This window comes from Roseateles flavus (assembly GCF_039872765.1).
Taxonomy (GTDB): domain Bacteria; phylum Pseudomonadota; class Gammaproteobacteria; order Burkholderiales; family Burkholderiaceae_C; genus Roseateles_B; species Roseateles_B flavus.
Genome location: NZ_JBDPZC010000001.1, coordinates 893,243 through 905,450 on the forward strand (window position 1 = coordinate 893,243; position 12,208 = coordinate 905,450).

Genomic DNA, 12,208 nt, shown 5'->3' on the forward strand with positions numbered 1-12,208 from the left:
ACAAGCGATGCAAATGAACCGTCAGACGCGGAAATGCGCGGCGGTGCATCGCGACCCCATTCACCGTACCGTGGCGCTGCTCCAAAGCGACTCTCGGGCGGTGGATAGCTGCGCTGAGGTGGACCGGTCCGCCGCAGGCAGTGCTTTGTTCACTTGATCAAGGAGAAAACCATGGCAACTGCAAAGACCCCGGGCAACAAGGCCCCTACCGCCAAGAAGGCCGCTCCGGCCAAGAAGGCCGCTGCTCCGGCGAAGAAGGCCGCTCCGGCCAAGAAGGCCGCTGCTCCGGCGAAGAAGGCCGCTCCGGCCAAGAAGGCTGCTGCTCCGGCGAAGAAGGCCGCTCCGGCCAAGAAGGCCGCTGCTCCGGCGAAGAAGGCCGCTCCGGCCAAGAAGGCCGCTGCTCCGGCGAAGAAGGCCGCTCCGGCCAAGAAGGCCGCTGCTCCGGCGAAGAAGGCCGCTCCGGCCAAGAAGGCTGCTGCTCCGGCGAAGAAGGCCGCTCCGGCCAAGAAGGCTGCTGCTCCGGCAAAGAAGGCCGCTCCGGCCAAGAAGGCTGCTGCTCCGGCAAAGAAGGCCTCCGGCACCAAGAAGCCGCCGATCAAGGCTGCTCCCAAGGCCGCTGCCAAGGCCGCCAAGCCTGCCGCCAAGCCCGCTGCCAAGGCCGCCAAGCCCGCTGCCAAGGCTGCGAAGCCGGCCGCCAAGCCCGCAGCCAAGAAGGCCGCCGCTGCTCCCGCAGCTGCCAAGCCTGCCGCTGCACCGGCTGCCAAGACGGCCCTGAGCCCGCAAGCCGCGTGGCCCTTCCCGACTGGCAACAAGCCCTGAGCTTGAGCCCAGGGGATCACCTTCGGGTGCTCCCCGTCAAAGAAGAAAACCCGGCCTCGGCCGGGTTTTTTCATGGGTAGAAGATCTCGACTGTGTAGCCGTTGACCCGCTGTCGCCCGGTGCTGAACACCAGCTGCAGGGCCTGCTCGCTGTTGGCGCCCGTGCTGGCGCGGCCGTTGGCGAAGTCCTCGGGCTTGAGCGCCTTCTTCATCAGTACCTTGCCGTTGCCGTCGTTGAGGCTCAACTCCACCCAGGGCGTGGCCAGCTCCCAGGGGCTCTTGTTGCGCAGGCTGAGGCTGAACTTGTAGTGGTTGCCGCTGGCGGCTTCCGACAGGCCCGTGCTCTCGACGCTGAAGGCATCGAGGCGGCGCCAGGGCTGCAGCTCGCAGCCCAGCTTCTCGCAGGCGCCACCGAGCCATTGCCGGGCCAGCGGGGACTGCGTGGACAGGGCGTCGCGGTAATGCCAGCCCAACTGCGCGGCCGCCGTCAGCAGCAGCAGCACGCTGCCGAGCCCCAGGGCCAGGCGCACGCCGGGGCGCTGCCAGCGCGCCTCGCCCTCGGCGCGGCGCAGGAAGCCTGGCTTGCGGGCCGGCGCGTCAGGCATGGTGCTTGCGGCGCTGGCAGCTGCAGGCGCCGATTCCTGTGCCGCCTTCGCCTGGGCCTGTGCCGTCTTAAGGCGCGGTGAGAGCACCACGTCGGGGCCCAGGTCCGGGCTTGCGGCAGCCGCGGGCTGCGGCGCAGCGGGCGGGCGGGCCACCATGGGCGCAGGGGCTTCCTCGAGCGGCTCCGGCGGTTCGAACTTCAGCCCCTTGGGTTCGGGCAGGTCCTCGCGGGCATCCAGCGGCGCAGCCGGCGTGGACGGCTCCTCCCAGAAGGGCTCGCGACGGTCTCCCGGGCGCTCGCCGCCGGCAGACCAGGCGGGCGCCTGCAGCGGCTGACGGGCCTCTTCATGCGCGACGGTACCGACGCCTGCCGATGGCGGCGTCGCCGGGGCCATCGCCGCGGCTTCGCGGGCCATGGGGCGGGCTGGCGGCGGTGGCGGGGGCGCGGGTGTGGGTGTAGGTGGACGGGCGAGCGGCGGCGCCGCATGCGCCGCAGGCTGTGCCGGTGCGACCACCCGCGGCGCAGGCGCCGGGGGCTGTGCGGGGGCGAAGGCCTCCTCGGAGGCGACGTCGATCATCGACTCCGGGCCGGCAGGCGGCCACGGGGGCGGTGCTTCACGATCCAGGTCGAAGAGCTGTTCACGGGCGTCGAAGACCTCGGCGCAGCGGCCGCAGCGCACCCAGCCCTCGGACACGCGCAACTGGTCCTGCACCACGCGGAAGATGGTGCCGCAGGCGGTGCAGCGGGTAGCAAGACTCATGGGGCAGGATCATGCCACGAAGGCCTGGCCGCACAGCGCGCGCTCACCCCTAGAAACATCAGTATCGGGCGCGCTTGCAGGGGGCTTGCGCGGCGGTGGGGGTCAGGCCTTGCCTGGCTCTTCGCGAAGGACTCAGGCCGGACGCCGCGCCGTCATCAGGATCCAGCCTTCCTCGCTGTCGCTGACCTCGAGGGCCAGCCAGGGCGCGTAGGCGTCCTTCAGCTCCTGGGCCTGGCGCTCGAGGATGCCGGCCAGCACCAGATGCCCGCCGGCGCGCACATGGGCGCACAGCAGCGGTGCCAGCAGCTTCAAGGGCGTGGCCAGGATGTTGGCCAGCACCACCGGATAGTCACCCTGGGCGGCATCCGGCAGCGCGGCGCGCAGCGAGACCTGGTTGGCCTCCGCATTGGCCTGGGAGGAGATGATGGCGGCGGGGTCGATGTCCACTGCATCGATGTTCTTTGCGCCGTGCAGCGCGGCGCCGATGGCCAGGATGCCCGAGCCGCAGCCGTAGTCCAGCACGCGGTCCCAGCCGGCGGCCTCGGCGCCGTGGCGGGCGATCCAGCGCAGGCACATGCGCGTCGTGGGGTGGGTGCCGGTGCCGAAGGCCAGGCCGGGGTCCAGGCGCATGATGCGCGTGGCCTGGGCCGGCGCCTCATGCCAGGACGGCACGATCCAGAACTCGGGCGTGATCTCGACGGGCGCGAACTGCGACTGCGTCAGGCGCACCCAGTCCTGCTCCTCCACGGCCTGGATGGTCTGCACGTGCACGTCCTGCGCCCAGTCCTGGGCCAGCAGCAGGGTGGCGGCCTCGGTGGCCTCGGCCTCGCTGGCGAACAGGGCCTTCACGACGGAACGTTCCCAGCCCGCCTTGGGCGCGGGCATGCCGGGCTCGCCGAACAGGGCTTTCTCGGAAGCGGTGTCAGCGTCGGCATCCTCCACCGAGACGGCGAGCGACTCCACTTCCATCAGCGCGTCACTGACGGTCTCGACGTCGTCCTCGCGGCAGATGAGCACGAGCTCGTGCAGGTCGGGGGTGCTGGGGGTGTTGCTCATGGGGAAACCTTCAAATGCACATCAAAAGCACAAGCCCTGGGCGGCATGGGCCGCGCCAGGGCTGTGGCGGGTGCGTATGCGTCAGACGCGAATGATAGGGCGTCGCTCGCGTGCGGCGCTGGTCCGGCGCCTGTTCAGCGCTTGTGTTGGTTCATCCAGCCTTCGAGGTAATGGATGGACGTGCCGCCTTCGATGAACTTGGCATCGGCCATCAGTTCGCGGTGCAGCGGGATGTTGGTCTGGATGCCTTCCACCACCGTCTCCGACAGAGCGATGCGCATGCGGGCCAGGGCCTGCTCGCGGGTGTCGCCGTGCACGATGATCTTGCCGATCATGGAGTCGTAGTTGGGCGGCACGAAGTAGTTCGTGTAGGCATGCGAGTCCACGCGAACGCCGGGGCCGCCGGGCGGGTGCCACATGGTGATGCGGCCAGGCGAGGGCACGAACTTCACCGGATCCTCGGCATTGATGCGGCACTCGATGGCATGGCCGCGCATCTCGATATTGCGCTGGGTGAAGGGCAGCTTCTCGCCGGCGGCGATGCGGATCTGCATCGCGACGATGTCCACACCCGTCACCATTTCCGTCACCGGATGCTCCACCTGCACGCGGGTGTTCATCTCGATGAAGTAGAACTCGCCGTTCTCGTAGAGGAACTCGAAGGTGCCCGCACCGCGGTAGCCCATCTTCTTGCAGGCGGTGGAGCAGCGGTCGCCGATCTTCTCGATGGTGCGGCGGGGAATGCCGGGGGCCGGCGCTTCCTCGATGATCTTCTGGTGGCGGCGCTGCATGGAGCAGTCGCGCTCGCCCAGCCAGACGGCGTTCTTGTGGCCGTCGGCCAGCACCTGGATCTCCACATGGCGGGGGTTCTCGAGGAACTTCTCCATGTAGACCTCGGGATTGCCGAAGGCAGCCGCGGCCTCGGCCTTGGTCATCTGCACGGCGTTCACGAGCGCAGCCTCGGTGTGCACCACCCGCATGCCGCGGCCGCCGCCACCGCCTGCGGCCTTGATGATCACCGGGTATCCCACCGCGCGGGCGATCTTGACGATCTCCTTGGGGTCATCCGGCAGGGCGCCTTCGGAACCGGGCACGCAGGGCACGCCGGCCGCGCGCATGGCCTGCTTGGCGGACACCTTGTCGCCCATCATGCGGATGTTGTCCGGCGTCGGGCCGATGAAGGTGAAGCCGCTGCGCTCCACGCGCTCGGCGAAGTCCGCGTTCTCGGACAGGAAGCCGTAGCCCGGATGGATGGCCTCGGCATCGGTCACCTCGGCGGTGGCGATGATGGCCGGCATGCTCAGGTAGCTCTGGGCAGAGGGGGCGGGGCCGATGCACACGGCCTCGTCGGCCAGCTTGACGTACTTGGCGTCGCGGTCGGCCTCGGAGTAGACGACGACCGACTTCACACCCAGTTCGCGGCAGGCGCGCTGGATTCGAAGGGCGATCTCGCCTCGATTGGCAATCAGGATTTTCTTAAACATGGCAGTTGCTCAGCACTCTGGGCGCAATGCGGCCAAGGGCCCATCCAGCAGCGGTCGCGGATCCGGCATCGCCGGGCCGTCGATCGCGCCCCCTCGAGGGGGCCGGCGCAGCCGGTAGGGGGTGGGGCGTGTTCACTCGATGATGAACAGCGGCTGGCCGAATTCCACCGGCTGGCCGTTCTCCACCAGGATCTTGGTCACAGTGCCGGACTTGTCGGCATCGATCTCGTTCATGATCTTCATGGCTTCGATGATGCAGATGGCCTGGCCTTCCTTGACCTGCTGGCCCACTTCCACGAAGGCCTTGGCATTGGGGCCGGACGCGCGGTAGAAGGTGCCCACCATGGGCGACTTCACCACATGGCCGGTCTCGACCGGCGCGGCGGCCGGCGCGGCGGCCGCGGCGGCCGGGGCTGCAGCTGCGGGAGCGGCGGCCACCGGGGCGGCCATCACCGGCATGGCCTGGGCCATGGGCACGCCCACCGTGCCGTCGGACTTGACGATGCGCACCTTGCCATCGGCTTCGGTGATTTCAAGTTCAGAAATGTTCGACTCGGACACGAGGTCGATCAGGGTCTTGAGCTTGCGCAGATCCATGAGGCTTCTCCAACGGAAAGATTTGTGGTGCTTGCCAATGCCACGGTCAGGACCTTGACCGTGCCCTCGCTTCAGCCGCCTTCAGCCGGCACTGGCCCGGACATGATCCAGTGCGTGCATCAGGGCGTAGCGGTAGCCCTGGGGGCCCAGGCCGCAGATGACGCCCAGCGCGAGCTCCGACACATAGCTGTGGTGGCGGAAGGCTTCGCGCTTGTGGATATTGGAGAGATGGACCTCGACAAAAGGCAGGGCCACCGCCGCCAGGGCGTCCCGGATGGCCACGCTGGTGTGCGTATAGGCTGCCGGGTTGATGATGATGAAGCGCGTGCCGTCACGACCCGCCGCCTGGATGCGGTCGACCAGGGCACCTTCGTGGTTGCTCTGGAAGCTTTCAAGCGTGGCCCCTGCATTGGCAGCGAATTGCTGCAGATCTGCATCGATCTGCGCCAAAGTCGTTGCGCCATACACCCCGGGCTCCCTGCTGCCAAGGAGGTTGAGGTTGGGACCATGAATCACGAGAATCTGCATCAGCGACGTGCCGCGGCGGTTTAGAGCGTAGACACTAGAAGCGTGAAAGGCTGAACTTTAGCTTTTTTAGACCCAGATCCCGGCATCTAGCCAAAAATAAATGGCTTGACCTTCCGCGCTTCTTGAGCTTGCCCAAGAAAGCACGGGATTCGGGGCTTGACGGTCACCGGGGCTGGCGCGGACGGCATTCTGGCGCGTGACGCGCCCCCGTCAGGCCCCGGTTTTCCCTGCCTCGGGGGCGGGCCGGCCGCTGGCGAGGGCCTGGGCCACCGCCTCCAGCTCCCCCGTCTGCAGGGCGCCCAGCCGGCGCCAGAACAGCTGACCGCGATCATCGAAGACCACGCTGAACGGCAGTCCGCCCTGGCTGTTGCCCAGCTGACGGCCCAGCTCCAGGCCCTGCACGCCGCCCAGGGCCAGGGGCAGGGTCAGCGGCAGGCGGCCCAGGAATTCCTGCACCGCCTCCTTGCGGTCGATGGCCAGGCCCAGGCCCTGCCAGTCAGGCCGGGCCTTGAGGAACTGCTCGATCTCCGGCAGCTCGCGCACGCAGGGCGCGCACCAGGTGGCCCAGAAATTCAGCAGCAGGGGCTTGCCGCGCAGGGCGCGGGCGGCCAGCTCGCCACCGTCCAGGGTCTCGAAGCGGGCCAGCCAGAAGGCGTCGGCCGGCGAGCTCGGGCGCGGGGGCGCTTCGGCAGGCGCGGGGGTGGGGCGGCGCTGCGCCATCCAGGCGCCCAGGCCGGCGGCCGCCAGGCCCACGGTCCCGAAGAGGGCGTGGCGGCGATTCATGCCGCGTCCCCACCGGCCGGGAGAAGGGGTGCAGGCGGAGCCTCCTCCTGCAGCAGCCGGCGCAGGGCTGTGAGGTCCCCGCGCTCGGTGCGGCCGCGGCTGTCGGCCTTCAGCGCGCCGCGCAGATCGTCCTTGTCCAGGATGCTCAGGGCGATGGTCACCCATTCATTGAGCGGCTTGCAGCGCTCGGCCACGGTCAGCAGGTCCACCGGGCCGCGGGGGCCCTGGGTCTCGCCGACTTCGTAGTCCACGCCGGCGTTGATCAGGGCGATCTCGGCGGACTTGCTGTCGTCGCAGAAGAGCTGCAGATGGATGTTGGACAGGCGCGTGGCCGTGCCGCGCCAGACGGCGCCGCACAGATGCGGGCGGAACTCGGCCAGGCGGTCCATCCACAGGGCGGCCAGCTCGCGCAGCGCGCGCAGCTCGGCCGGCTGGGTGTCGGCGCAAAAGAGGGCGAGATAGTCGCGGACCTCGTCCTCCAGCTCCTCGTTGCTGGGCAGCGGGGCATTGCGGGGCAGGCCCATCTGCTTGTGGGCGCGGCGCTTGGCCGGGCCGTATTCCAGGCCTTCCTCCACCACCATGCGGGCGGCGACGGCGGCGATCTCGGCGGTGAGCGGGCTGGCAGAGGCCATGGTGGGTGGGCGTGAGGGTCAGGGGTTCAGGGCAGGACAACGCCGCCCATGCGGGCCTCGATGGTGCTGGCGCGCCCCACCACGTAGGCGGAGCCGGGTCGCTTCTCGAAGCGCTTGGGCGCCGGCAGCATCACCGCCAGGCGGGCGGCCTGCCAGGGCGCGAGCTGGGCGGCGTCGACACGGAAATAATGCCGCGCCGCGGCCTGGGCGCCAAAGACCCCTTCGCCCCATTCGACATTGTTGAGATAGATCTCGAGGATGCGCTGCTTGGACAGCAGGGCCTCCAGCATGAAGGTCAGGATGAACTCCTGTCCCTTGCGCAGCAGCTGGCGCTCGCCGCTGAGGAAGAGGTTCTTGGCCAGCTGCTGGGTGATGGTCGAGCCGCCGACGACCTTGGCCTGGGGCTTGGCCGGCGCCGGCTTGTCGCTGTCCCGGGCCGGGGCCTTGGCGACGGCCCGGGCGCGCTTGTCGGCCCGGGCCTGCTCGCGCTGGTTCTTGTCCCAGGCCTTCTCCAGCGCGTCCCAGTCGACGCCGCCATGTTCGGAGAAGCCGGCATCCTCGCTGGCGATCACCGCACGCTTGAGCGCCGGGGAGAGGCGGGCATCGGGCACCCAGTCCTGGCTCCAGGCGACCTCATGCTTCTCGGTGGCCAGGCGCCAGATCTCGGAGCGCTGGAAGCTGGTGGACTGCGGGTCCAGCCCGTTCATCAGCGCGATGCGGACCAGGAAATAGAGCTGCAGGGCCAGCAGGCCCAGGGCCAGCAGGGCCAGCAGACGCAGGGGCAGGCGGCGCAGCATGGTTCAGCCCCTGGCCGCGAGCTGGGCGCGCAGGCCGGCCAGCACCGGGGCGGTATCGGGGCGCATGCCGCGCCAGAGCTGGAAGGCCTCGGCGGCCTGCTCGACCAGCATGCCCAGGCCGTCGCGCGGGCGGGCGCCCTGGGCGGCCACCCAGTCCAGGAAGCCCTGGGCCTGCGGGCCGTACATCATGTCCACGCCCAGGCCGCCTTCGCGCAAGACCTGACCCCTCACCGGCACGCCAGCGCCGGCCAGGCTGGCGCTGGTGCCGTTGACCAGCACGTCAAAGCGGTCTTCGGGCAGGTCCTGCAGGGTGCTGGCCTGCAGGCGCACGCCATGCTCCTGGGCCCAGCGGGCGTGGCTGACCACCAGGGCCAGGGCCTTGTCGGCGCTGCGGTTGGCCAGCGTCAGCTCGGCAGGCCGGGCGGCGATCAGGCTGCCCAGCACGCCGGCCGAGGCTCCGCCCGCGCCCAGCAGCAGCACGCGCAGGCCGGCCAGGGGCTGGCCTGCATTGGCCTGGATGTCGCGGACCAGGCCCAGGCCGTCGGTGTTGTCGCCCCACCAGCCCTGCTCGTCGAAGCGCAGGGTGTTGACCGCACCGGCCAGCTCGGCCCGCGGGCTGCGGCGGCGGGCCGAGGCAAAGGCCTCGAACTTGAAGGGCACGGTGACGTTGCAGCCCTTGGCGCCCGCTGCCGCAAAGGCCTGGACCGTGGGCAGGAAGGCGTCCAGCGGGCACAGCAGACGCTCGTAGACCAGGTGCTGGCCCGTCTGCGCCGCGAACTGGGCGTGGATGTTCGGGGACTGGCTGTGCGCCACCGGATTGCCGGCGACAGCGTAGCGGTCAGGGCCGGTGGCGTTCATAGCTGCTCCGTCACGGTGGCTTCCAGTCCATCCTCGCGGGTGAACTTGAAGCGGGTGGTGATGACCAGCACCTCGGCGCTGCGTCGCATCTCGATGTTGAAGTCGCCGAAGGGCTGGCAGGCGCGCACGATGGCCACGGCGCGCTTGTCCAGCTGGTTGTTGCCGGAGCTCTGGACGATCTCGGTGTCCACCAGGCGGCCCTTGAAATCCACGTGGATGTTCATGATCAGCTCGCCGTAGAGCTTGCGGCCGCGGTAGGTGGGGAAGTCGCGGGTGCCGCGCTCCTCGATGCGCCGGCGCAGGGTGTCGTAGTACTGGGCATAGACCACCTCGCGCGTGGCCGGGCTCACGTAGCGCTTGCGGGGACGGGCGTTTTCGTCGTTGACGCGCTTCTCGATCTCGGCCATCAGCTGCACCAGCTGGCGGCGCTTCTCGGCCTGCTCGCGGGCCTCGGGGGAGCTGCGCTCGCGGCGCGGGTCTGGCGGCGGCAGCAGGGCCAGCTCGCGCCGGACCTGGGCCAGCAGCTGCTGCTGGACTTCCTGCAGCTTGGCGATCTGGGCGCGCTGGGTCTCGGTGTTGTCGCCCAGCTCCATGCGCGGCGAGGGCGCCAGCGGCGAAGTGGCCCGCTTCTGCCGGGCCGACTCCCCGCCGCCGGCCAGATTGGCCTGGGCCAGGGCCTTGGCTTCGGCCGGGGCGTCCTTGCTGCGCGCATTGACCAGCACCACCTCCAGGGGCGTGTCCTGGAACAGACGCTGGAATCGCTCGGGATCGGCAATGCGCAGGGCCAGCAGCATCAGGTGCAGGCCCAGGGAGACGATCAGGGCGAGGTGAAGCGGCTGGATCTTGCGAGGCAGCATGGCGTGGGCTTGCGTGCGTTCAGGCGGCCGGGGCGGCAGGCGCCTCGGAACCGCCCTCGGCGTCGTTCATGTCGATGGCGAGCGTGAGCGGGCCGCTGCCGGCGTCTTCGTCCTCGTCCACGGTCTCCGCGTCATCCGGGGCCTGTGCTTCGTCCAGGCGCTCGACCAGGGAGGCGTGCACGTCCAGCGTCATCTCGTCGATGCCGGTGATGCGCACCCGCACATGGCTGCCGCGCGCCAGGCCTTCGCAGCCCAGGGCGCGGAAGACCAGGGGGAGGGTGTCGGCCCGCACGAGGCCGTCCTTCATCACCGAGGCGGTGAGCTCATGGATGGCGTTCTGCTGCAGGTAGCGCAGGGTCCAGTAGCGCTCGATGCCCGACTGGAAGCCGTTGTAGGCCGAGTAGGCGGCATCGAAGCCCGAGATGATGGAGAAGAGCTGCGCGTCCTTGGGCTTGAAGGGCGCCACCAGGGCCGCGGTACGGCCGTGGCGGGCGCAGGCGATGATCTGCCACTGGTTGACCAGGTCGGTGTAGCGGCGCAGCGGCGAGGTGGCCCAGGTGTACTGCGCCACGCCCATGCCGGCATGCGGCAGGGCCTTGGTGCCCATGCGCACCTTGACGCCGGGCGCCAGGCTGGCCTGGCTGCGGTAGATGCCCGGCAGGCCCAGCTCGTTGAGCCAGCCGCCCCAGCTGCTGTTGGCCAGGATCATGGCCTCGGCCACGATCAGGTCCAGCGGCGCGCCGCGCTGGCGGGTGCCGATGCTGACGGCCTCGTGGCCCTCGGGCTCGCGCTCGCCGTTGCTGTCCAGGCGGAAGGTGTAGTCCGGGCGGTTGAAGGTCTCGGGCTTGCCGCGCACGACCTCGCGCTGCGCCTTCAGGTGCTTCGCGAGGCGGAAGCAGAAGCGCAGCTCGGCGCCGAAGGCGTAGTCGGCCGGCGCCTCGCCGGTCAGCGAGGCCTCGGTGACGGTGCTGTCCAGCTTGTCGTGACGCAGGTTGGCGGCGATGGGCACGCGCTCGAGCTTGGTCTCGCGGCTGCGGATCTCCAGCGTGGCCTCGTCCATCGTGACGTACAGCGAGACCGCCGGGCAGTCGCGCCCCTCGGCCAGCGTGTAGTGCTGCACCACCTCGTCCGGCAGCATGGTCAGCTTCCAGCCGGGCATGTAGACGGTGGAAAAGCGCTCGCGGGCGACCTTGTCCACCGGCGAGTCCGGCTGGATGGCCAGGCCCGGCGCGGCGATGTGGATGCCGAAGACGATGGTGCCGCTGCCCAGGCCCTGCACGGAGAGGGCGTCGTCGATCTCGGTGGTGGCCGAGTCGTCGATGGAGAAGGCCTGCACGGGCGCCAGGGGCAGCTCGTCGGTGATGGCCGGCGCGGTGAGCGCCGGGAAGCCGGTGCCCTTGGGGAAGTTCTCGAACAGGAAGCGCTTCCAGTGGAACTGGTAGGGGCTGCTGATCGCGCCGGCGCCCTTGAGCAGGTCCAGCGGCGCCTGCTGCGAACGCTTGGCGGCCTCGACCACGGCCTTGTACTCGGGGCCGTTCTTGTCGGGCTTGAAGAGGATCTTGTAGATCTGCTCGCGGATGCCGGCCGGGCACTGGCCCGCGATCAGCTCCTGGGCCCAGGCCTCGATCTGCAGGGCCTGCTGGCGTTTGCGCTCAATGCCCAGCAGGGCGGCCTTGACCTGCTCCTCGGGGGCCTTCTTGAACAGGCCCTTGCCCATGCGGCGGAAGTAGTGCGGCGCCTCGTAGAGCCTGAAGAGGGCGGCGGCTTGCTGGATCACGCCGGCCTTGGCGTCGAAATAGTCCCGCGCCAGGTCTGCGAAGCCGAACTCGCCCTCGGGGGCGAACTCCCAGGCGAGGTCCAGGTCGATCTCCAGGCCCAGGGCCTGGCCCTCGGCCATGAGCTCGGCGGGGGCCGGCTTGTCGAACTTGAGCAGCACATTGGCTGCCTTCACTTTGACGCGCTTGCCCGAGTCCAGCTCGATCTGCATCGAGCTTTCCGCTTCGGACATCACACGGCCGGCGAGGAATTTTCCGGCGTCATCGAACAGGGCAAACATAGGGTGCGCATTGTCGCCCAAGTGCAGTGGTGCCGGTCGCAAGCCGAACGCGGGCCTCGCACGACGGGCGCCGCGAAGAGGTCAGCGGGCCGCCGGGGCATTGGTCGGTGGCGGCCCGCTGGAACGAGGAGCGATCCACAGGGGTGGGCGCCAGACTCGATGCCCAGGGCCCGCGGCTTGCCTGCCGGGCCCGCAAGGCACCCTGGTCCGGGCCCTGACGGTGTGAGCGTCTGTGGGCGCGAGCCTAGCCCATCGTCATGACGTCATGGGGGCCCTGCGAGGGCGGCTCCACAGGGCGGCGGACCCCGGCGCGGGGGCAGGGCTTACGCTTCATTACGAGTTCATTGCCCGCTGTGCGAACAAGCGGGCGCCTGCCGC

12 protein-coding genes are annotated in these 12,208 nt (G+C 69.7%); 1 reads left to right on the forward strand and 11 read right to left on the reverse strand.

The window, feature by feature from the left end:
• Positions 1–171: 171 nt before the first annotated feature.
• The gene (locus tag ABDJ40_RS04005) at positions 172–819 is read left to right on the forward strand and encodes a histone (protein WP_347606364.1); all 648 of its coding nucleotides are present in this window, start codon (positions 172–174) and stop codon (positions 817–819) included.
• Between the two features lie 70 nt (positions 820–889).
• On the opposite strand, the gene ABDJ40_RS04010 is transcribed toward ABDJ40_RS04005, so the two are convergent.
• The 11 genes from ABDJ40_RS04010 to ABDJ40_RS04060 form a co-directional block, all read right to left on the reverse strand.
• On the reverse strand, positions 890–2,182 hold the full coding sequence (locus tag ABDJ40_RS04010) for a zinc-ribbon and DUF3426 domain-containing protein (RefSeq protein ID WP_347606367.1): 1,293 nt from the start codon (positions 2,180–2,182) through the stop codon (positions 890–892).
• A 132-nt stretch (positions 2,183–2,314) separates the two neighbouring features.
• A complete protein-coding gene (prmA, locus tag ABDJ40_RS04015) occupies positions 2,315–3,211 on the reverse strand; it encodes a 50S ribosomal protein L11 methyltransferase (protein ID WP_269632124.1) in 897 nt (298 codons plus the stop codon).
• 161 nt (positions 3,212–3,372) lie between these two features.
• Complete coding sequence (accC, locus tag ABDJ40_RS04020; RefSeq protein ID WP_347606370.1) at positions 3,373–4,722, reverse strand: acetyl-CoA carboxylase biotin carboxylase subunit; 1,350 nt, start codon at positions 4,720–4,722, stop codon at positions 3,373–3,375.
• Between the two features lie 132 nt (positions 4,723–4,854).
• Entirely contained in the window at positions 4,855–5,319 is a 465-nt protein-coding gene (gene accB, locus ABDJ40_RS04025; RefSeq protein WP_347606373.1) for an acetyl-CoA carboxylase biotin carboxyl carrier protein, read from the reverse strand.
• A gap of 81 nt (positions 5,320–5,400) precedes the next feature.
• Entirely contained in the window at positions 5,401–5,850 is a 450-nt protein-coding gene (gene aroQ, locus ABDJ40_RS04030) for a type II 3-dehydroquinate dehydratase (RefSeq protein ID WP_269632123.1), read from the reverse strand.
• 207 nt (positions 5,851–6,057) lie between these two features.
• Entirely contained in the window at positions 6,058–6,630 is a 573-nt protein-coding gene (locus tag ABDJ40_RS04035) for a TlpA family protein disulfide reductase (RefSeq protein ID WP_347606375.1), read from the reverse strand.
• Complete coding sequence (locus ABDJ40_RS04040; protein WP_347606378.1) at positions 6,627–7,262, reverse strand: hypothetical protein; 636 nt, start codon at positions 7,260–7,262, stop codon at positions 6,627–6,629. Before ABDJ40_RS04040 ends, ABDJ40_RS04035 begins: the two co-directional genes overlap by 4 nt.
• A 26-nt stretch (positions 7,263–7,288) precedes the next feature.
• The gene (locus ABDJ40_RS04045; protein WP_347606381.1) at positions 7,289–8,059 is read right to left on the reverse strand and encodes a transglycosylase domain-containing protein; all 771 of its coding nucleotides are present in this window, start codon (positions 8,057–8,059) and stop codon (positions 7,289–7,291) included.
• 3 nt (positions 8,060–8,062) lie between these two features.
• On the reverse strand, positions 8,063–8,917 hold the full coding sequence (aroE, locus tag ABDJ40_RS04050; protein ID WP_347606383.1) for a shikimate dehydrogenase: 855 nt from the start codon (positions 8,915–8,917) through the stop codon (positions 8,063–8,065).
• Positions 8,914–9,774: an energy transducer TonB gene (locus ABDJ40_RS04055; RefSeq protein ID WP_269631715.1), complete on the reverse strand. Its 861-nt coding sequence runs from the start codon at positions 9,772–9,774 to the stop codon at positions 8,914–8,916. Before ABDJ40_RS04055 ends, aroE begins: the two co-directional genes overlap by 4 nt.
• Before the next feature lie 19 nt (positions 9,775–9,793).
• Positions 9,794–11,830: a ribonuclease catalytic domain-containing protein gene (locus ABDJ40_RS04060; RefSeq protein WP_347606387.1), complete on the reverse strand. Its 2,037-nt coding sequence runs from the start codon at positions 11,828–11,830 to the stop codon at positions 9,794–9,796.
• Positions 11,831–12,208 lie beyond the last annotated feature (378 nt).